General features: G+C 65.8%; 19 protein-coding genes and 1 pseudogene. 9 read left to right on the top strand and 11 right to left on the bottom strand.

The window, feature by feature from the left end:
• Positions 1 to 183: pseudogene (locus tag DV027_RS04660) on the bottom strand (hypothetical protein); the annotation flags it as partial.
• Between the two features lie 105 nt (positions 184 to 288).
• Here DV027_RS04660 and DV027_RS04655 point away from each other — a divergent pair.
• Positions 289 to 2,121 (top strand): tetratricopeptide repeat protein, encoded by a 1,833-nt coding sequence (locus tag DV027_RS04655; RefSeq protein ID WP_242621726.1) that lies wholly within the window; start codon positions 289 to 291, stop codon positions 2,119 to 2,121.
• Positions 2,121 to 3,050, top strand: coding sequence for a 4-(cytidine 5'-diphospho)-2-C-methyl-D-erythritol kinase (locus DV027_RS04650; RefSeq protein ID WP_130730743.1), 930 nt, complete (start codon positions 2,121 to 2,123; stop codon positions 3,048 to 3,050). The genes DV027_RS04655 and DV027_RS04650 overlap by 1 nt, the downstream gene beginning before the upstream one ends.
• 111 nt (positions 3,051 to 3,161) lie before the next feature.
• Here the strand turns inward: DV027_RS04650 and DV027_RS04645 are convergent, their stop codons facing one another.
• The 6 genes from DV027_RS04645 to DV027_RS04620 form a co-directional block, all read right to left on the bottom strand.
• On the bottom strand, positions 3,162 to 4,148 hold the full coding sequence (locus DV027_RS04645; protein WP_130730742.1) for an SDR family oxidoreductase: 987 nt from the start codon (positions 4,146 to 4,148) through the stop codon (positions 3,162 to 3,164).
• Positions 4,149 to 4,274: 126 nt separating this feature from the next.
• Positions 4,275 to 4,853, bottom strand: coding sequence for a YqaA family protein (locus DV027_RS04640; RefSeq protein ID WP_130730741.1), 579 nt, complete (start codon positions 4,851 to 4,853; stop codon positions 4,275 to 4,277).
• A 40-nt stretch (positions 4,854 to 4,893) separates the two neighbouring features.
• Entirely contained in the window at positions 4,894 to 5,373 is a 480-nt protein-coding gene (locus DV027_RS04635) for an OsmC family protein (RefSeq protein ID WP_110569971.1), read from the bottom strand.
• Positions 5,374 to 5,413: 40 nt separating this feature from the next.
• Positions 5,414 to 6,991 (bottom strand): ATP-binding protein, encoded by a 1,578-nt coding sequence (locus tag DV027_RS04630; RefSeq protein ID WP_130730740.1) that lies wholly within the window; start codon positions 6,989 to 6,991, stop codon positions 5,414 to 5,416.
• A gap of 8 nt (positions 6,992 to 6,999) precedes the next feature.
• On the bottom strand, positions 7,000 to 7,719 hold the full coding sequence (locus DV027_RS04625; RefSeq protein WP_130730739.1) for a response regulator: 720 nt from the start codon (positions 7,717 to 7,719) through the stop codon (positions 7,000 to 7,002).
• A gap of 77 nt (positions 7,720 to 7,796) precedes the next feature.
• A complete protein-coding gene (locus DV027_RS04620; RefSeq protein ID WP_130730763.1) occupies positions 7,797 to 8,819 on the bottom strand; it encodes a cysteine synthase A in 1,023 nt (340 codons plus the stop codon).
• A 151-nt stretch (positions 8,820 to 8,970) separates the two neighbouring features.
• On the opposite strand from DV027_RS04620, the gene DV027_RS04615 reads away from it, so the two are divergent.
• Positions 8,971 to 9,381, top strand: coding sequence for a rhodanese-like domain-containing protein (locus DV027_RS04615; protein WP_130730762.1), 411 nt, complete (start codon positions 8,971 to 8,973; stop codon positions 9,379 to 9,381).
• 92 nt (positions 9,382 to 9,473) lie between these two features.
• Here DV027_RS04615 and DV027_RS04610 read toward each other — a convergent pair whose 3' ends face one another.
• The gene (locus DV027_RS04610) at positions 9,474 to 10,403 is read right to left on the bottom strand and encodes a DUF2272 domain-containing protein (protein WP_130730738.1); all 930 of its coding nucleotides are present in this window, start codon (positions 10,401 to 10,403) and stop codon (positions 9,474 to 9,476) included.
• A 219-nt stretch (positions 10,404 to 10,622) separates the two neighbouring features.
• Here DV027_RS04610 and DV027_RS04605 point away from each other — a divergent pair, with 219 nt between their 5' ends.
• Positions 10,623 to 11,621 (top strand): aldo/keto reductase, encoded by a 999-nt coding sequence (locus tag DV027_RS04605; RefSeq protein ID WP_130730737.1) that lies wholly within the window; start codon positions 10,623 to 10,625, stop codon positions 11,619 to 11,621.
• A gap of 36 nt (positions 11,622 to 11,657) precedes the next feature.
• On the opposite strand, the gene DV027_RS04600 is transcribed toward DV027_RS04605, so the two are convergent.
• A complete protein-coding gene (locus DV027_RS04600; protein WP_130730736.1) occupies positions 11,658 to 12,014 on the bottom strand; it encodes a hypothetical protein in 357 nt (118 codons plus the stop codon).
• Positions 12,015 to 12,071: 57 nt separating this feature from the next.
• Positions 12,072 to 13,841, bottom strand: coding sequence for a Na+/H+ antiporter (locus DV027_RS04595; RefSeq protein WP_242621725.1), 1,770 nt, complete (start codon positions 13,839 to 13,841; stop codon positions 12,072 to 12,074).
• Between the two features lie 279 nt (positions 13,842 to 14,120).
• Here DV027_RS04595 and DV027_RS04590 point away from each other — a divergent pair, with 279 nt between their 5' ends.
• Together DV027_RS04590 and DV027_RS04585 are read left to right on the top strand one after the other, a co-directional pair.
• Positions 14,121 to 15,038, top strand: coding sequence for a DnaJ C-terminal domain-containing protein (locus tag DV027_RS04590; RefSeq protein ID WP_130730735.1), 918 nt, complete (start codon positions 14,121 to 14,123; stop codon positions 15,036 to 15,038).
• The gene (locus DV027_RS04585; protein ID WP_130730734.1) at positions 15,035 to 15,364 is read left to right on the top strand and encodes a chaperone modulator CbpM; all 330 of its coding nucleotides are present in this window, start codon (positions 15,035 to 15,037) and stop codon (positions 15,362 to 15,364) included. The genes DV027_RS04590 and DV027_RS04585 overlap by 4 nt, the downstream gene beginning before the upstream one ends.
• A gap of 50 nt (positions 15,365 to 15,414) precedes the next feature.
• Here the strand turns inward: DV027_RS04585 and DV027_RS04580 are convergent, their stop codons facing one another.
• Positions 15,415 to 15,822 carry a hypothetical protein gene (locus DV027_RS04580; protein WP_242621724.1) on the bottom strand — a complete coding sequence of 136 codons (408 nt, stop codon included), beginning with the start codon at positions 15,820 to 15,822 and terminating at the stop codon, positions 15,415 to 15,417.
• A gap of 226 nt (positions 15,823 to 16,048) precedes the next feature.
• On the opposite strand from DV027_RS04580, the gene budA reads away from it, so the two are divergent.
• The 3 genes from budA (at position 16,049) to dld (ending at position 20,554) form a co-directional block, all read left to right on the top strand.
• Positions 16,049 to 16,852, top strand: a complete 804-nt coding sequence (gene budA, locus DV027_RS04575; protein WP_408884450.1) for an acetolactate decarboxylase — start codon at positions 16,049 to 16,051, stop codon at positions 16,850 to 16,852.
• Between the two features lie 76 nt (positions 16,853 to 16,928).
• A complete protein-coding gene (gene alsS, locus DV027_RS04570) occupies positions 16,929 to 18,620 on the top strand; it encodes an acetolactate synthase AlsS (protein WP_130730733.1) in 1,692 nt (563 codons plus the stop codon).
• 200 nt (positions 18,621 to 18,820) lie between these two features.
• Positions 18,821 to 20,554 carry a D-lactate dehydrogenase gene (gene dld / locus DV027_RS04565; protein WP_130730732.1) on the top strand — a complete coding sequence of 578 codons (1,734 nt, stop codon included), beginning with the start codon at positions 18,821 to 18,823 and terminating at the stop codon, positions 20,552 to 20,554.
• Positions 20,555 to 20,612: the final 58 nt, after the last annotated feature.

The following is a 20,612-nucleotide window of genomic DNA, read 5'->3' as shown; positions in this document are numbered from 1 at the left end:
ACCCTGCCCCTTCTGCACAGCCCCTCCCCATACCGCATCTGGCTGTATGGGGAGGGGCTGTGCAGAAGGGGCAGGGTTGTGCTGCGGCGTGGGAAGCGCGAGCCTGTCATGCGGGGCGGGGTCCAGCGCGTCATCCGCGCCCCACTCTACATAAAGGCGTAACAGGGACAGGGAATCAGTCATCGGATGGATATATCCCGCACGGGCACGGGCCATGCAGCCGCGCGCCGTCCTGCCTCCCCGCTCAGGGTTTGGCAGCGGACGCCGCACGCGATAGATTCTGGCGTCATGCTCTTACCTCGTCTGTCACGCATGGTCGTGGCCTCCCTTGTTGTACCGCTCCTTGCCGGGATTCCCAACCGTGAAATGCGGGCCGCCCCGCCGGTTGACCCCATCATCGAGGCGGGCAGGCAGGATCTGGCCACCAACCTGCTCGTGGGCAACGTGGCCGCGGCCGAGGGCGACAATGCCGAGGCCGCGCGGGCCTATGGCGTGGCGGCAGGGCTTGCGCCCACCTTCCGGCTGTTTGGCGAGCGGGCGTTTTTCTACAGCATCCTTGCAGGCAGCCCGCAGGCGGCAGCCCTTGCCCATGCGCAGCCCCCCGGCGTGATGCCCGAACTGATCATGGGCAATGCTGCAGCCCTTGCGGGGCAGTGGGATGAGGCGGTGACGCATTACCAGAACGCGCCGGCCGACCAGATCATGGGCCTGCTGCGCCCGCTGCTGCGCGCCTGGGCGCTGCAGGGCGCGGGCAAGACGGACGAGGCCCTTGCCGCCCTTGCGCCAGCCGAGGTCGATGCCCGGCTGGGCGGCTACTATACCCTGCACTCGGCCCTGATCGCCCAGCTTGGCGGCATGCAGATGCGTGCCGATACCCTGTTCCGCCAGGCGGCGGAAAAGGGCAGTGGCGACCTGTTCACCACAATCGTCATGGCGCGCTGGCTCGTCACCCAGGGGCAGGAAGCGGCGGCGCGCGACCTGATCAACCAGCGCATCGCGGCCATGCCAGTGCTGGAAACGGCGCGCGGCAACATCATGGCCATGCTCCAGCACCCGGTGGTGAGCCACGCGACCCAGGGCCTGGCGCAGGCTTACGGGCTGGTGGCGCTGCTGATCGACCAGCAGCTTTATGCCCATGAGGGTGCGGATGAAGACCGCGCGGCGGGCGATGCCGCGATGGAAATCGGCACCCTGCGCGGCACCGAGCAGATGATGCTGCGCATGGCGCTCACCCTTGACCCTGCGGATTCGGAGGCACGGCTGCTGCTCTCCTCCATGCTGCATGCCCGCAAGCAGGACCGCCAGGCGCGCGCCGCCTTTGATGGCGCCCCGGCCAGTGACCCGCTGCTGCCCGTCTACCGCGCCGAGCAGGCCGATCTTGACGTGGTGCTGGGCCACAAGGAGCAGGCGGCGCAGGAACTGCGCGACCTGCTGCGCCAGTCCCCCGATAACCGCACGTTGTGGAGCAGCCTTGGCGATGCCCTGCTCGACCAGCAGAAATGGCCCGAAGCCCTCGATGCCTACCAGCACGCCACCGCACTCACCCCCCACCGGCTGGAAGGCGATGACTGGCGGCTGCTGTTTGGCCAGGCCATAGCGCAGGAGCGCCAGAACCACTGGCCGCAGGCGCGGGTGCTGTTGCAGCATGCCCTCCAGCTTGCGCCCAACGAGGCGGAACTGCTGAACTACCTTGGCTATTCCATGGTCGAGCACGGCGAGAACCCGGCTCTGGCCGAATCCTATCTGCGCCGCGCGCTCGCACTTGCCCCGTCTGATAACCAGATCCGCGACAGCGTGGGCTGGGTGCTCATGCGGCTGGGCCATGTGGCGGAGGGCCTGCCGCTGCTCGAGCAGTCGGTGGAGCAGATGCCGCAGGACCCGGCCATCAACTACCACCTTGGCGTGGCCTACTGGATGGCGGCCCGCAGGCTGGAGGCGGTCAATGAATGGCAGAACGCCATCCAGTTCCAGCCCGACCCGATGGATCGCCGCAAGATCACGGCGGCGCTGGACTATGCCCATGCCTGGCAGGCCCACAGGCCCATGGCCCTGCCTGCCGACCTCAAGCCGGTGGCAACGCCGCCTTCCTCTCCTTCCCAGCCAAATGGAACCCGTCACTGATGTCGTCGCTGCACGAACTGGCTCATGCCAAGATCAACCTGTACCTGCATGTCACGGGGCGACGGCAGGCGGATGGCTATCACCTGCTTGACAGCCTTGCCGTATTCGCAGGCGCTGCGGACCGGCTGGACCTGACAACGGGCAGCGGGCGGGGCGGCCATGTGGCGCTTGACATCAAGGGCCGGTTTTCCGCCGGGCTGGGCGGCGAGGACTGTGCCGATAACCTGATCGTGCGCGCAGGGGCGATCCTGCGCGAACAGATTGGCGCGGATGCCGCGCGCGCCCTGCCGGATGTCGCGATCACGCTGCACAAGGAACTGCCCGTGGCCTCGGGCATTGGCGGTGGCTCGGCTGATGCGGCTGCGGCCCTGCGGCTGCTGCTGCGGGTGTGGAATCTTGACCTGCCACGCGCAACACTCATGGCGCTGGCCACGCGGCTTGGCGCGGATGTGCCGGTCTGCCTCGATCAGTGTGCGGCGCGCATGGAGGGAATCGGTGAGGAACTCTCACCCGCGCCCCATCTCCCGCCCTGTGGCATGATGCTGGTCAATTGCGGGCAGAGCGTCTCCACCCCGCAGGTGTTCAGGGCCCGCGCGCCGGTCTTTACCCCCCGCGCCACGCTGCCGCCCGTCTGGGCCACGCTGGCCGATATGGTGCGCGACCTTGATGCCCAGACCAATGACCTGCAGGAGGCCGCCTGCGCCATCTGCCTGGAAATCGTGACCGTGCTCGATGCCCTGCGGGCCGCACCCGGCTGCCGCCTTGCACGCATGAGTGGCTCGGGCGCCACGTGCTTTGCCCTGTTCGACAGCCCCGAGGCCGCCCGTGCGGCGCAGGCCGCCGTGCAGCAGGCTGGTGCGCACTGGTGGGTGTGGGCGGGTGACCTGTGCCGCAGCACGACCGAGGCACGCACGTCCATTCCCGCCTGAGCGGGAAGGGCGTTTTACAGATAAAAGTTTTTGGGTGCCGCCTTTTTGCAAAAAGGCGGCGTTCTTCGAAGCTTTTTGAAAAAAGCTTCACCAAAAACTTTTATCAGTTTTTCAGCTTTTTTTACGGTGCAGGGCCAGCAGCACGATGCCCATCAGCCCCGTTACGGTGGCAAACTGGGCGTGGCGGCTGGTCAGCAGGAACGGCATGGCCTTGCGCGTGACCATGTCAAACCGGCCATGGGCGGCATAGGCGCCGGGCACGGTTTCATACAGGTCATCGGGCTCATTGCCAGCCACCGGGGTTTTTTCCAGCTGCTTCGCGTAGCCCTTGCCCGACAGCCAGCGGTCCGACAGGCCGGGCAGGAAGGTGGACAGCGCCCAGTTGTACACGCCCGACAGGCCAACCCAGATATCACGCTCGCGCCCGAAGGCGGCGCGGCAGATGGCCTCGGCGGCGATTTCAGGCTCATAGACCGGCCCCATCGGCTTGAGGCGTTTGCCGGTGTGGTTGCGTGTCCATGAAAAGCGCGGCGTGTTGATGGCGGGCAGGTGCACCAGCGCGATATGGATGCGGTCGCCATCATGCAGGATTTCAGGCCGGATGCTCTCGGAGAAGGCGCGCACGGCGGCACGCGCCCCGTTTTCCACCGCCTGCAGCGGCGGCGGCCGCAGGCTGGCCAGCCGGTCGAGGTTGACGATGGTGCCATGCCCACGACGGCGCATGCGCGTCAGGGCCGCGCGCGTGCCGTTGACGGTGCCCAGATAGGTGACCTCGGTCGCGCGGCGGATCTCATCGGCTTCAAGGGCTGCGACCTGCCCGGTTACGGTCGCACCCGCGCAGTTGATCCACAGCGTGATGGGGCCGAGCTTTTCCTCTATTTCCTCGGCTGCCTGTTCCACTGCCGCCGCATCGGCCACGTCGGCGCAGACGATATGGGTGCGCACGGTGAGTTCGCGCAGTTCGGCGGCGGCGTCATTGAGCCGGTCGCGGTTGCGGCCCAGCAGGGCGACATCGCACCCGGCCCGGGCCAGTGTGCGGGCCGTGGCGCGGCCGATTCCCGCGCCCGCTCCGGTAATGACGGCAACCTGCTGCGGCATGAATGATGCTCCCACCCGTTGGTAACAAGAACCGCGCGGGCAACGCCGCGCGGGCTGAAAATCACGATCGGCACCCTATCACGGCCTGCGGCGGGCGAACACCATCACGCGGGCAGGGGTGCCCCCTCAGATGTATTTCAGCGCCACGATGCCACCCACCAGCACGACGGCAAACAGCCCGGCCACCAGCGGCAGGCGCTGTTCGATAAAGCCCTGGATCGGCGCGCCATAGCGGCGCAGCAGGGCCGCAAGCAGGAAGAAGCGCGCACCGCGTGTTGCCGCGCAGGCCAGCAGGAACGGCACCAGCGACAGATGCGCGGCCCCACTGGCAATGGTGACGAATTTGAACGGGATGGGCGTCAGCCCCTTGATGAGGATGATCCACACCCCCCATTCGCGGAAGCGGTCCTGCAGGGTCTGCAATGTGTGTTCGGCATGATAGAAATGCACGATTGGCATGGCCGCGTATTCCAGCAGGAACGAGCCGATGCACCAGCCCAGCACCGCCCCCGCCACGGAGGCTGCGGTGCAGATGGCGGCCAGCCGGAAGGCCCGCTCGCGCTGTGTCAGCACCATGGGCAGCAGCATGATGTCGGGCGGCAGCGGAAAGACGCTGGCCTCGGCAAAAGCGAGCACTGCCAGCCAGATAACGGCATGCCGGCTGGCGGCGAGGGCAGTGACGCGGGCATACAGACGATCAAGCATTATCGGGCAATGCCATCAACCGCCTGCTTGCGGCAAGAAATTATTGCGCGCTGGTCACGCGTGGCTCGCACGTCACGGGAAAGCGTACCGAGCGCGCGATGCAGCTGCGCATGGCGGCATCATGGTGCAGGTCGATCACCTGCTGCACGTCATGCGCGGTGGAAAGCGCGGCGTGGGGCCGCAGGATCACCTGCGTGAAGGAAAATGACCCGTCCTCGAACTCCTCCAGAATGCCCTCGGCATGGTCGGCATAGGACAGGATGCCGATTCCCATCGCCGTGCATAGGTGGATGAACCAGAGCTGGTGATCCGCGCACAGCGCGCCGAGCAGAAGCTTTTCGGGGTTCCATTTCTGGGAGTCGCCGCGAAAGGCGGGGGAGGCCGAGCCGTCAATGACCGGCCGGCCCGTGCAGTGCAGCTCGTAGCTGCGTTGATGATGGGCCTGCCGGGAAGCCCCGTCATGTTCGCCGTTTCCGGTCCAGAGAAGGGAGACCTGATAACGGTGTGTTCTGTCCGGCATCGAGCGCTATATCCTGAATTGTCCGTACTGGAATCGGACCTTAGCAGACAAGTGTGACCGTCACACGTAATCCATGCGGGTGTCGGTTGCCTAGCCGGATATCGCCACCAAGCCCCCAGATAATATTGCGCGAGATGGACAGGCCCAGCCCCGTGCCGCCGGTTTCGCGGTTGCGGCTCTGCTCGGCGCGCACGAAGGGGTCGAACATGCGCTCGAGATCCTCGCTGGGCAGGCCGGGGCCGTCATCCTCGATCAGGATGGTCACGGTCGATTCAGCGTCGTCCTCGCCAGTGCCCTTGTGGGGCGGCAGCAGCACGATCCGCACGCCATCGCCATATTTTATCGCGTTGGTCACGAGGTTGCTCAGCGCGCGCTTGAGCGCCATGGGGCGCGCGCGCACCAGCACGTCGGGCATTTCCGATGAAAATGCGATGTTGTCCGCCGCATCGAGATAGGTCTCGGCGGCTTCATCGGCAATGGTCTGCAGCAGGGCGGTCAGGTTGACCTGCCCCATCGGCTCGCGCTGCGAGGCATCGCGGCCAAAGGCCAGGGTGGCGGCCACCATGGCCTCGAGTTCATCAAGGTCGGCCAGCATCTTGGTCCGCATCTCGTCATCCTCGATGAACTCGGCGCGCAGCTTCAGGCGCGTGATCGGCGTACGCAGGTCGTGGCCGATGGCGGTCAGCATCAGCGTGCGGTCGGTCAGGTAGCGGCGGATGCGGTGCGCCATGGTGTTGAAGGCATGGGCGGCGCGCGCCACCTCGCTGGGCCCGTCCTCGGGCATGGGGGGCGCGTTGACGTTGCGGCCAAGCTCCTCGGCGGCGGCGCCGAGCGTGCTGACCGGCGCGATCAGCCTGCGCACGCCCCACAGGATCAGGATGCCACCCGCGAAGGTCATGATGAGGAAGGCGATGGGAAAGGTGGGCGAGCGGAACGGGCTGGGCCGGGGCAGGATGTAATGGATCGTGACCCACCGCCGCTCATCGGGCAGGAGGAAGGCCACCGCCCGCCTGCGCCCCGATGCGGGCGAGATCAGCACCTGCTCGGGGCGCATTGATTGCGGCAGCGGCCCCATGCCGGGGTCATTTTCCGGGCCGAATCCATGCGGGCCGCCGGGGCTGTCGGGGCCAAAGGGGCCACCCGGCCCGTGCGGGCCACCGTGGCTGAAGGGCACCGGCCCCATGTCATCGGGCATGTGGCCGCCGTTCCACTCACCCGGCGGCATGTGGTGCTGGGGGCGGGGCGGCAGCGCCATGGCGTTGATCATGTCCGGCTCGGGGCCGGGGGTCAGCGTGATGTGCACGCTATCAGGCAGGGGCAGGGCCGCAAGCTCGCGGTCACGGTCCGAGGGCGCGGTCTCCACGATGGCGCGGTAATAGGTGAACATCTTGCTGCGCGCGCGCTCATAGATCATGCGCTGGTCAAAATCGAACCGGTCCAGCGCGTGGATGGTCAGCCCGATGATCTGGATGATGCCCAGGCCCCCGATCAGCAGCAGCGTGGTGCGCGCGGCAAGCGACTGCGGCAGGAGGCGCCGCCACAGGCGCGGCCACGCACCCGGCGGCTTTTCCTCAGGTGGTGGCGCGGACAGGAAGGAGGAACCGGAGAGCGGCTGCATGGGGCGGGTCAGCTGCGCTCGACCTCTGCTGCGAGCACGTAGCCCCCGCCGCGCACCGTCTTGATCAGCTGCGCGTTGCGGCCGTTATCTTCAAGCTTGCGGCGCAGGCGGCTGATGGCCACGTCAATGGCGCGATCGAACGGACCGGCCTGCCGCCCGCGCAGCAGGTCGAACAGCATGTCGCGCGTCATGACCCGGTTGGCACGTTCGAGCAGGGCAAGCAGCAGGTCGTATTCGCCGCCGGTCAGGGGCACTTCCACCCCTTCGGGGTTGTGCAGCCGCCGGCGCCCGGTATCGAGCGACCAGCCCGCAAAGCGCAGCGTGTGCAGCACCGGCACGCTGCGCGGGTCGGGCGTGTCGCTGGCCCGGCGCAGCACGGCGCGGATGCGCGCCAGCAGCTCGCGCGGGTTGAAGGGCTTGGGCACGTAGTCATCCGCGCCGAGTTCAAGGCCGATGATGCGGTCGGTATCATCGCCCATGGCGGTGAGCATCACGATGGGCACGTTGGCCTGCGTGCGCAGCCAGCGCGAGATGTCCAGCCCGCTCTCGCCCGGCAGCATGAGATCGAGGATGACCAGCTGGTAATGCCCTTCCCCCCACCGGCGGCGGGCCTCCTGCCCGTCACGTGCGGTGGTGACGCGCAGTTCGTTGCGTTCGAGGAAGCGTGCCAGCAGGTCACGGATCTCACGGTCATCATCAATGATGAGGATATGCGGCAGCGGGTTCATGCGCTTATCCTACACCATGGCGCAGCGGCCCGCACCCGGTGTTTCACTCCGTTTCAATGCCTGTGACCGCAGCCTTTTCAGGCCAGCCAGGATGGCACGGGCAGGTTTTTGCCGCGCAGGAATTCCGGGTTGAACAGCTTGGACTGGTAGCGCGCGCCCCCATCGCACAGGATGGTGACGATGCGGTGCCCCGGCCCCATGGCGCGGGCCACGCGGATGGCGGCGGCGATGTTGATGCCCGCCGACCCGCCGACCGAAAGTCCTTCATGGATCAGCAGGCTGTAGATCTGCTCCAGCGCCTCGGGGTCGGGGATGCGCACGGCATCATCGAAATGCAGCCCCTCGAGGTTGCCCGTCACGCGGGACTGGCCAATGCCCTCGGTCACGGAAGACCCGCTGACCGAAAGGTCGCCCGACTTCACCCAGCCATACAGGCCCGAGCCTTCGGGGTCGGCCAGCACGATGCGCGGGCGGGCCACGCCGGCCTTGCGGGCTTCATCCTCCAGCCCCAGCGTCACTCCCGCCAGCGTGCCGCCGGTGCCGCATGAACAGGTGAAGGCATCGAGCCTGCCGCCCATCTGCTGCCAGATCTCGGGCGCCGTGGTGTGGCGGTGGCCTTCGCGGTTGGCGGTGTTGTCGAACTGGTTGGCCCACACGCCGCCGGTCTCTTCCGCCAGGCGGCGCGAGACATGCACGTAGTTGCCCGGATCGCGGAAGGGCTTGGCGGGCACGAGGCGCAGGTCGGCCCCGATCATGCGCAGGAAGTCGATCTTCTCGCGGCTCTGGGTCTCGGGCATGACGATGATGGAGCGGTAGCCGCGCGCATTGGCCACGAGGGTGAGGCCAATGCCGGTATTGCCGGCCGTGCCCTCGACAATCGTGCCGCCGGGCCTGAGCGTGCCGCGGCGCTCGGCATCATCGATGATGGCCAGCGCCGCGCGGTCCTTGACCGAGCCGCCGGGGTTCATGAACTCCGCCTTGCCGTAGATCTCGCACCCCGTGATGTCTGACGCATGGCGCAGACGGATCAGCGGCGTATGGCCGATGGCTGCGGGCATATCAGCACTGGGGGAGGAGACGGGATTTGCACTTTCGGCCATAAGGCAGCACCTTCGCTTGATCTGGGTCGTACCATGCGGCACCGCAGGCCGGGTGGTGGCCATGCAGTGCCTGTTGCATCCTTACTATCAGGAATGGGGCAGGGCTGGCATATCCCCGCTGCACAGGTTTTTCCAGCCGAAAGGAAACATGATGATTGACGATATCTCGCCCGCCGCCGCGTGGGCTGCGGTCAGTGGCCGCCCCAACGCCCATCTGGTGGATGTGCGCACCCCCATGGAATGGGAACATATTGGCGTGCCCGACCTTTCCGGCGCGGGGCGCGAACTGGTGCGCGACAGCTGGCAGCTGCCGCCTGCGGGCCAGGTCAACCCGGACTTCCTGACCACGCTGGAAAAGGCCGGGATTGGCAAGACCGACGAGATCTATTTCATCTGCCGCTCCGGCGCGCGCAGCATGGCTGCTGCCCATGCGGCGTATGACGCGGGCTATCACAATGTTTTTAACGTGGCCGACGGCTTCGAGGGGCCGGAAGATGCGACGGGCAGCCGGGGCCGCCTTGCGGGCTGGCAGGCATCCGAACTGCCATGGACGCGTGGCTGAGTGGCCTTGCGGAATTGAAGTAAAAGTTTCTGGGCGCCGCCTTTTTGCAAAAAGGCGGCGTTCTTTTTGACGCTTGCAGTTGAAAACCTGCCTTACTGATCGGCCTGCGGCTCGCGGTCCGCATCGTAGTGCACCTGCAGCACCACGCACCACGGATAGCGGGGATCGAGGCTTTTGCCATTCCTGTCGGTCAGGCGGCCATTGGGGCCTACGGGCACGTGGGTCAGGGCCACGGCATCGTCGATATTGCCGCCAATGATGCTGATCTCGTGGCCAAAGGGCGCATCATCATGCGGCCCGGCCACCACGATGCCGCAATGGGCGGGAAAGCCCTGCGGCGTGGGCAGGTCACGAAAGCGCACCGACTTGCTCGCCCCGCGCCCCACGCAGATCAGGTCGCCCGGCTTTGGCGCGTAACGGGCGGGGTTGCGGGCTTTTACGCCCTTTTCCTGCCCGGAAGCGGCGGCGTTGATATAGGTGGCGTGGTTGGGCGAATAGGCGAAGCGGTCATTCGCACCCGCCACCCGCATCACGTACGAGATGAACGCCGCCGACCACGCATAATAGCCATCATGCACGAAATCGGTGATGTGGCCGTTCGCATCATGCTTGCCATCCCATGAGGATTCGGTCTCGGCGGGGTCCTGTCCAATCCACCAGTATTCGCCCACGCGCTGCCACAGCCCGGCCGTGCGTTCGGGCTTGACCACCGGCGTGGTGGGTTCGGGGCGCAGCAGCGGGTCGTCATCGCTGACCGGCTGGCCGAACAGCCGCCATTCGCGCAGCGCGATGGCTATCACGTCCTGCCGGTTGAAGGGCTCGTAGTTACGGGTGGCGAAATCGGGCACGTGGGTGTTGACCGCCAGCGGCCCGGCCCCGTTGGCATATTGCGCGACCGGTGTGGTGGCCCGGTGGGCCTGGTTGGCCGGAGTATGCGCGCACGCAGCCAGCACGAGCAGGGGGGCGAGCAGGACTGTCTTGCGCAAGGGGCACTCCGTAACAGGTAATGTGCCTCTACCCATACGGCGCGGACCGGCCTTGCGGAAGGGGTGCGCCCCCTCCCGGCCTCAAAAAGAACGCAACGCCGCCACGCGCTTCGTGTTGTGGGGGGCAGGAGCGGGTGAGGGGCGCGCATGCCTCCGCTCCATCGGGGTGGGTAACGCCGCGTGCCGTGTCGTGGCACAGTATGGCGGGCGGTCGCCCCATCGCCACGACCGTTTTACCACAAGGGAGAGCATTTCATGACGCAGGCGCCTGTTACGGAAACCATCCAGATCCGGGGGCTCAAAAATCCCGTCTCGCGCATCGCGCTGGGCACGTGGGCCATTGGCGGGTGGATGTGGGGCGGCCCGGATGACCGCAATGCCATCGCCACCATCCACGAAGCCCTCGATGTAGGCATAACGCTGGTTGATACCGCGCCCGTGTATGGTTTTGGCCATTCGGAGGAAATCGTGGGCCAGGCCCTGGCCGGGCGGCGCGACAGGGTGGCCATCGCCACCAAGGTGGGCCTGGACTGGAAGGATGACCACAAGCCCTTCCGCAATTCGTCACCCGCGCGCATCCGCAAGGAAATCGAGGATTCGCTGCGCCGCCTGCGCACCGATTACATCGATCTCTACCAGGTGCACTGGCCCGATTCCTCGGTGCCGATGGAAGAGACCGCCCGCACGCTCGAGGCCCTGGTGCGCGAAGGCAAGGTGCTGGCGCTGGGGGTGAGCAATTTCTCCATTGCCCAGATGGATGCCTTCCGGCAGTTCGCCCCGCTCTGTGCCGTGCAGCCGCCCTACAACCTGTTCGAGCGCGCGATGGAGCATGACATCCTGCCCTATGCCCGCCAGCATGACCTGGCCATTCTGGCCTATGGTCCGCTGTGCCGTGGCCTGCTGTCGGGCAAGATGACGGCGGAGACGAAATTCGGCGCCGATGACCTGCGCAGCGCCGACCCCAAATTCCAGCCGCCCCGCTTCGCGCATTACCTGCAGGCGGTGCGTGAGTTGCAGGACTTCGCCCGCGAAAGGCATGGCAAGTCGCTGCTCGCCCTGGCCATACGCTGGGTGCTCGACCAGGGGCCGACCATTGCGCTGTGGGGCGCGCGCCGCCCCGACCAGATCGCCGCCGTGGCCGATGCGATGGGCTGGCACCTGGGCGCTGATGACCGGCGTGAGATCGATGCGATCCTGGCGCGCTGCATCCCCGACCCGGTCGGCCCCGGCTTCATGGCCCCTCCGGGTAGCTGAGGCGTGCGGCCCCGTGCCCTGCGCCCCGCGCAGGGCTCAGGGGTCGACCGAGTCACCCACGCTGGTGTTGTAGCGGGGGGCCCATGCCCCGGTCTCGACCATGCATTCGGCGTAAAAGCTGGTGTGCCCGGACCCGACCCATGTCTGGGCGCTGCCGCTGTTTCCGCCCCCCATCGCGCCAACGCCAGCCTTGCTCTGGCACCGCTGTGAGGCCGCGATGTAGCGGGGGTCCTTTTCGCTGATGGCGGGCACGAAGCCACTGATATCGCCATAGGGCGAGTTGCCGTGCGGGTGATGTTCACGCACGTTGAAGTGATGCGAGCGGGCCTGTGCCCCCGCGGCCCCGACGGTGCCAAGGCACAGGCAGGCCAGCAGGATACGGATGCGCGGCATGGGGTGGTTCCTCTTGCGGTTGCGGTCTGCCGGTGGCGCGGGGCGGCGCTCCTTGTATCAGTCTGTCAGGGCAGGTGCCATGCAGCCCGTTTTAGGCAGGGCTGCGCCGTCATGGGTACTGGCATGCGGCAGGCCATCGGGCCGGGGCAGGGAGCGGGCCTCGATCTGGAGTTCCTGCTCGATGAAATCAAGCTCCTGGTTGATGGTCAGTTCCGTCTCGTCATTGATGTGTTTCTGCACCACCCGCATGTGCAGCCGCTCGCGCATGTGGCGGATGAGGCGGAAGCGCAGCGCGAGCTCGGTCCGCTTTTCACGGATGGCGGTGGCGCGGATGCTGGCTTCCGCCGCGCGGGAATTGTCCAGCCTGCGCAGCGTGTCCTGGTATTCGTGCAGCAGGCGGCCAATGGCTTCCTGCTTGAGGTCCACGCTTTCCGAGCCATCGGGCATGGTGTCGAGTTCCTGCTGTGCCAGCACCGCCTGCTCGGCATGCAGGGCCTCGATGGCGGTCTGCGCCAGTTCGATGCGCATCATGTCCAGCTCGTGCAGGCTGGGGTCGTCCTCATCGGTGCTCATGCCGTGCAGCAGTGGCGGAATGGCCACGCTCGCCAGCACCAGCGAGCAGATGATCACGCCCGCCGCAAGGGTTACCAGCAGGTCGCGGCCCGGAAAGCCGGGGCCTGCCAGCGTTGCCACCGGCAGCGACAGCACGGCCGCCAGCGTAATGGCCCCGCGCGTGCCCGCCACGGTCATGAGCAGCACGTTGCGCGCGGACGGGATGACCGCGTTGCGGTGGCGCAGATGGGCGAACAGCCGCCGGGCGGAAATGGAGATCCAGATCCACGCGAAGCGGATCAGGCTCATCATGAGCTGGATGCCCACGATGGCCAGGATCAGGAACCACGGCGAAATGCCGCCCGCGCGCGCGATCGCGGCTCCCCCGGTCACCAGATCGGGCAGCTGCAGCCCCAGCAGCAGGAAAATCACGGCATTGAACGTGAAGTTCACCATGTCCCACACCGTGGTGGCCTTGAGGCGGGTTTCGGTGCGGGCCTCGTTCATCACGCCGGTGAACTTGACCGTCATGCCGCCCGCCACGGCGGCGAGGATGCCCGAGCACTGCACCGCATCGGCCAGCAGGTAGATGCCAAAGGGCAGCATCATGGCCAGCGTGATGTGGGTGGGCGGGTCGTCATAGCCGCGCACCAGCAGCATGTGCTCCGCCCGGCACGCCGCCCACGCCACGACAATGCCGATCACGATGCCGCCCGCCGCCATGAAGATGAAGCTGCCCAGCGCCTGCTGGAACGAGAACAGCCCCGTCATGGCCGCCGCCACCGCAAACTTGAAGCACACCAGCCCCGAGGCATCGTTGAGCAGCGCCTCGCCATGCAGGATGTGCACCACGCGCGCGGGTGCCCGGCCGCCCTCGATCATGCTGCCCACCGAGACCGCATCGGTGGGCGACATGACGGCGGCAAGCGCGAAGGCCGCGGGCAGCATGATGGGCGGGATGAGCCAGTGGATGAAGTAGCCGCAGGCCAGCGTGGTGAACACCACCAGCCCCAGCGCCATCATGATGATGATGTTGCGCAGCTCGCCAAACTCGCGCATCGGCATGCGGTAGGCATCGGCATAGAGCAGCGGCGGAATGAACAGCAGCAGGAACATGTCGGGGTCGAAGCCGATATTCAGCCCTGCAAGGGCCGCGATGGCCCCCACCGCGATCTGGATCAGTGGCAGGGGCACGGGAATGCGCCCCACGCGCGAAATCAGGCTGCTGATCCCGGTAACGGTCAGTAATGCAAGGGTGATGAAAACGGCATGCATCTGGCGTGGTCTTTTTTATAGTTCTATTGCACTGCGGAAATACTTCATTTTTGCATGAATTAAAAATACAAAAGATGTTATTTTGAAGTTCCTGTCGTGTTATTTTCTTCTGCCAGCCATGCGCGGATCGAAGATTTCCCCACCCTTCATTGACCCTGCTCTTCTCACTTCCCATTATCAAAGCATGAAAGGCCGCAAGGCTGTATTGATGGTGTTCAGGGGGCACGGGCGTGGCGCATGGCCGGGCCGGCCCATTCCTGATGGAGGGATGATTTTTAAGTGAGCAAGGATCCATACGAAGTACTCGGCCTGACGCGCTCGGCCAGCCAGGATGATATCCGCAAGGCCTACCGCAAGCTGGCCAAGAAGTACCACCCCGATCTCAACCCCGGCGACAAGGCGGCCGAGGAGCGCTTCAAGGCCATAGGTGCCGCCAACGCCCTGCTGTCCGATGAGGCGAAGCGCGCGCGCTACGACCGGGGCGAGATTGATGAGGCCGGGCAGGAAAAAGGCTTTGGTGGCGGTGGCGGCTACCGCGACTATGCCGAAGGGGCGCAGGGCTTCCATTACGGTGGCGGCCAGTTCTCGGAAGATGATCTGGGCGACATCTTCGGCATGTTCGGCGGTGGCGGCGGCGGGTTCCGCCGCAGGCCGCAGGGGCCGATGAAGGGGGCGGACCGGCAGTATGCCCTGACCGTGAGCTTCCTTGTTTCCGTCAATGGCGGCACGGAACGCATCACGCTGCCCGGCGGCACGCAGCTTGACGTGAAGATCCCCCCCGGCATTGCCGATGGCCAGGTCATGCGCCTGCGCGGCAAGGGTGATCCGGGGCAGCAGGGTGGCCCCGCGGGCGATGCGCTGATCACCATCACCGTGGCGCCTGACAGCACCTACACGCGCGATGGCAACGACATCCGCATGTCGCTGCCGGTGGACCTGAAAACGGCGGTGCTTGGCGGCAGCATCACCATCCCCACGCCTGCGGGGTCGGTGAAGATGAACGTGCCCGCCCATTCCGACAGTGGCAGCGTGCTGCGCCTGCGCGGGCGCGGGGTCAAGGCGCATGGCAAGACCGAGGCGGGCAACCTGTATGTCAAGCTGGTCGTGACGCTGGGCAAGGTTGACCCGGCGCTAGAGGAATTCCTGCGCAATGGTGCGGCAGGCGAGAAGCCGGAGCCCGCGGAGGGTCAGGCATGATTACGATCGAGACCCTGTGCCTGCGCATCGGCAACGTGCCCGAGCGGGACGTGCAGGCATGGATTGATAGCGACTGGCTGCGGCCCGAGGGCGCGCGCGGGCACTACCTGTTTCGCGATATAGACGAGGCGCGGGCCCGGCTGATCGTCGAGCTGCGCGATGACATGGGCATCAATGACGAGGGCATGCCGGTGGTGCTGTCGCTGCTCGACCAGCTTTATGCCGCCCGCCGCCAGATGCTGCGCCTGCGCGAGGTGATCAGCACCCCGCGCGAGAGCGATCTGCGCGCCCGCCTGCGCGCCCTGCTCACCAGCGCGCAGGACTGAAAACAGCCTGACCCCCGTGCCCGCATCCGGCCACGGGGGTTTTTCATGGTTCAGTCCGCGCGGCTGAGCGGCAGGTCCAGCTTCTGGCCCGGCTTGGCGCCCTGCATCTGCAGGTCGGCGGCATTGGGCGAGGTCAGGCGGAAGACGGTGCGCGGGTCGTCATTGACCGAGCGCAGCGAGGTCTCATCCTGCACCTTCAGCTCGATGGTGCGGCCTGTCAGCCCCGTGATCTTGCCCAGCGAATCCGGCAGCTTCAGGTAAAGCCGTGCTGCCGGGCCAACGGCCTTGTTGGCGGTGATGGTAACGGGCTGGAGGCCAAGCGCCGTCCAGTCACCGGTATAGGCGCCGGGGCCGTAGGGGGGCTTGGGGTCGGGCTGGTCGGCATGGGCCACGCTGGCGCCCGCGATCACGCCGGTCAGGCCGAGGGCTGCGATCGCCATGTGGAGGGGTTTCATCATCGGGTCATCCTGCCTGTTCATTGACCGTTCACAATGCAGGCGACGCGCGGGCAGGGCAAGCGGCAAGCCCCGTGTGGCCGCCCTGCGGCCCGCGCCAGTCCATATATTTTATATATGGAAATAGCCTTGAATATATATTGGACGTACTGAACAGCCTGCCTCACCATCATCGTGCCATCTACACATGATCGGGAAGCAGGCCGTGCCACGCTGCGCCGCCGCCCCGTTGCAGGAGACCCAGGTCTTGAAGCTGAAATGCTACTCGGTAGGCGATATCGATACCCGCTCCAGCGCTGCTGACGCGACGGGTGTGCGTCCGCGCATGAACCGCCTGTACCAGACCTCCACCATGGCCGCACTGCTCGATGCCGTCTATGATGGGGAAACCACGCTGGACGAACTGCTGCTGCACGGCAATTTCGGCCTGGGCACGTTCAATGCGCTCGATGGCGAGATGATCGTCAATGACAGCGTCATCCACCAGTTCCGTGCCGACGGGCAGGCCGGCCGCGTGCCGGGTGACCTCAAGACCCCGTTCGCCTGCGTGACCTTCTTCAACCCGGAGAAGGAGTACATGATCGACACCGCCCAGGACAAGGAAGGCTTCGAGGCGATTGTCGACCGCCTGGTCAACAACCCCAACCTGTTCGCCGCCGTGCGCTTTACCGGCCTGTTCGAGCGGGTCGAGACCCGTACCGTGTTCTGCCAGTGCCAGCCCTACCCGCCCATGCTCGAGGTCGTGGCGCGCCAGCCCACCATGCAGCTTGGCGCCTCCACCGGCACCATGCTCGGCTTCCGCACGCCGGGCTACATGCAGGGCGTGAACGTGGCGGGCTACCACCTGCACTTCCTGACCGAAGACAGCCGCCGTGGCGGCCACCTGACCGATTACGCCGTGCTCAAGGGCAAGCTCGAGGTGGGCATCATCTCCGATGTCGAGATCCAGCTGCCCCGCACCGAGCAGTTCGCGAAGGCCAATCTTTCACCCGAGAACATTCACGAGGCCATTCGCGTGGCCGAGGGCGGTTGAGGGGGCGACCCCTCCCGCCACTTCCCTGCCCGGCAGCCATGGCTGCGGCGCATAATCTTTCAGGATAGCTGGAACAATGACTGACAAGACCCAATCGGCCGCGCCTGAGTGCGGGGCGGACATGATCGTGCGCAACCTCGTGGCGCACGGCACGACCCATGTATTCGGCATTCCGGGTGCGAAGGTGGACCGCCTGTTCGACGCGCTGGTCGACAGCCCGATCGAGACGGTGGTGACCCGCCATGAGCAGAATGCCGCCTTCATCGCCGGTGGCATTGGCCGCCTGACCGGCAAGGCGGGCGTTGCCATTGCAACATCCGGCCCCGGTGCCTCGAACTTCGTGACCGGCCTTGCCACCGCCAACTCCGAAGGCGACCCGGTGCTGGCCATTGGTGGCGCGGTGAAGCTGGCCGACCGCCTGAAGCTGACCCACCAGAGCATGGACACGGTGGCCCTGTTCCAGCCCATTACCAAATACAGCGCGGAAATCACGTCGCCTGCCGCCGTGTCCGAATCCATCGCCAACGCGCTGCGCTTTGCCGAGAGCGGTCGCCCCGGTGCCGCCTTCGTCAGCACGCCGATGGACATCCTGTCCATGCCGGCGGAAGGCAAGGTGCTGGCCGGGCGCGAGCTGCCCAAAAATGGCGCGGCCCCGGTCGAGGCCATCAACGAGGCGCTGGGCCTGATCCGCAAGGCGCAGCGCCCGGTCATCCTGCTGGGCCTGCTGGCCAGCCGCCCCGACGTGTCCGATGCGGTGCGTGCGCTGGTGGCGACCACGGGCGTGCCGGTCATCGGCACCTACCAGGCCGCGGGTGCGGTGTCGCAGGAACTGTCCGACCGCTTTGGCGGCCGCGTGGGCCTGTTCCGCAACCAGCCGGGCGACCAGCTGCTGCATGAGGCCGACCTCGTGATCTCGATCGGCTACAACCCGATCGAATATGATCCGTGGCTGTGGAATGTCGATAACGGCCGCAAGATCGTGCATGTCGATGTGGTCCCCGCCGAGCTCGACACGCATTATGACCCGGCGGTGGAGCTGGTGGGTGATATCGCGGCTTCGGTCAAGGCGCTGGCGGCGCAGGCAGGCAAGCTTGCGCGTGCCCCGCAGCTTGAAGAGATCCTGAGCCAGTATCACGCCACCCGCCTTGCCGCCCTGTCGGGCGCGCGCAGCACGTCGAACACGGCAGTTCACCCGCTGCAGATCGTGCGCGAGCTCGAGCAGTTCGTGACCCCGGACGTGACGATGTGCCTCGACATGGGCACCTTCCACATCTGGCTGGCGCGTTACCTCCTCTCCTTCCGCGCGCGCCAGATGCTGATCAGCAATGGCCAGCAGACCATGGGCGTGGGCCTGCCGTGGGGCATTGCCGCAAGCCTGGTCAACCCGGGGCAGAAGGTCATCTCGATCTCGGGCGATGGCGGGTTCATGATGTCGTGCATGGAGCTGGAAACGGCGGTGCGGCTGAAGTGCAACCTCATCCACATGGTCTGGGTCGATCAGGCCTACAACATGGTTGAGATGCAGGAGAAGAAGAAGTATGGCCGTGGCTCGGGCGTGGATTTCGGGCCGATCGACTTCGCCATGTTCGCCCGCTCGTGCGGTGCGCACGGCATTGCCGTCCATTCCGCCGATGGCGTGGCGGGTGCGCTGCGCGAGGCCATGGACATTGAAGGCCCGGTGGTGATCTCGGTGCCGGTGGATTATTCGCAGAACCACCTGCTCATGAAGCCGCTGGCAACCCTGGGCGAGACCTCGGCCGCGGCGTAAAACCCCGCCCGGCGCACTTCAAACCGGCCCGCCACGCCCTTACAGGCGGGCGGGCCGTTCTGTTTGGGCATGCGACCTCAGCATTTTATGCGCACGTCGCCCGATGCGGAACATGCCAGACTACAAAACATCATTTCACGAATGCCCCAGGCCGTGACAGGCATGCGGGCATGAGGAAATGGCATCGAGGGAAAGTAAAAATGCTGCAAACGGCACAGGACACGGCATCCACCACGGGCGCGCAACTGGTTACGGAACTCCAGCAGATCGTGGGCAACCACCATGTGCTGACCGAGGATGGCGCGACCCTTCCTTACCGGCGGGGGTTCCGTTTTGGTGAGGGGCGTGCCCTTGCGGTCGTCATGCCCGGCTCGCTGGTGGAGCAGTGGCGCGTGCTGCAGGCCTGCGTCAAGGCGGGGGTGATCGTGATCATGCAGGCGGCCAATACCGGGCTGACCGGCGGCTCCACGCCCGATGGCAATACCTATGACCGTGATATCGTGATCGTGCACAGCATGCGCATGCGCACGATCCACCTCATTGGCGGCGGCAAGCAGGTGGTGTGTCTGCCGGGTGCCACGCTCGACCAGCTCGAGACCATGCTCAAGCCCATCGGGCGCGAGCCGCATTCGGTCATTGGCTCATCGTGCATCGGGGCTTCGGTGTTCGGCGGGGTCAGCAATAATTCGGGTGGCGCGCTGGTGCGCCGTGGCCCGGCCTATACCGACATGGCGCTGTTCGCCCAGGTCTCGCCGCAGGGTGAGCTGCAGCTCGTCAACCACCTTGGCATCGAGCTCGGCGCTGACCCCGAGGATATCCTCAGGCGCGCGGAGGAAGGCAACTTCCCCGATGCCAGCATCAACTGGCAGGCTGGCCGCGGGCATGATGATGGCTACGCCACCCATGTGCGCGACGTGAACGCCGATACTCCCGCACGCTACAACGCCGACCTGCAGCGCCTGCACGAAGGGTCGGGCTGCGCGGGCAAGCTCGGCCTGTTTGCCGTGCGCCTTGACACGTTCGAGGCGGAAAAGGACCCGGTCGTCTTCTACATGGGCACCAACCAGACCGATGTGCTTGAAGATGTGCGCCGTCATATCCTGTCGGAATTCAAGGAACTGCCGATAGCAGGCGAATACCTGCACCGCGATGCGTTCAACATTGCCGAGAAATACGGCAAGGACACCTTCGTCATCATCCGCATGATCGGCACCAGCCGCCTGCCTGCTATGTTCGCCATGAAAAATGCGTTTGACCGCATTGCGGACAGGATCGGCTTCCTGCCCAAGCATTTCAGCGACCGGTTCATGCAGTTCATGAGCCATTTCTTTCCGCAGCACCTGCCCGCGCGCATGCGCGATTACCGTGACCGCTTCGAGCATCACCTCATGCTCAAGGTCAGCGCCTCGGGCGCGCAGGAGGCGCGTGACTTCCTCAAAAGCCATTTCGCCACGCATGAAGGTGAATTCTTCGAATGCACGTCCGATGAAGGGGCCAAGGCCTTCCTGCACCGTTTTGCCGCTGCCGGTGCGGCCGTGCGGTACCGCAATGTCCATACCGACACCACCGAGAACATCGTGGCGCTTGACGTGGCGCTGCGCCGCAATGACCGCGAGTGGTTCGAGGTGCTGCCCAAGGACATTGATGACGAGATCATCGTCAAGCTGTACTACGGCCATTTCCTGTGCCACGTGATGCATCAGGATTACGTGGTGCGTAAGGGTTATGACTGTATCGCGCTCGAGCACCGCATGCTGCCTGGCCTGGACAGGCGCGGCGCGCGCTACCCGGCGGAGCATAATTTCGGTCATCTCTATCAGGCACCCGAGGACGTGCTGGCCCATTACCGCCAGCTTGACCCGTGCAACTGCTTCAATCCCGGCATTGGTCAGGCGACCAAGCGCCGGAACTGGGTTGCCGAAAGCGTAGGGTAAGGCGCGAACGGCCTTACCGTGCTTTTGGCATGATGGTCCGGCCACGGGCCAGTCATGT

Source organism: Komagataeibacter xylinus (assembly GCF_004302915.1).
Classification (GTDB): Bacteria; Pseudomonadota; Alphaproteobacteria; order Acetobacterales; family Acetobacteraceae; genus Komagataeibacter; species Komagataeibacter xylinus_C.
This window is presented reverse-complemented; position numbering and strand designations above follow the sequence as displayed.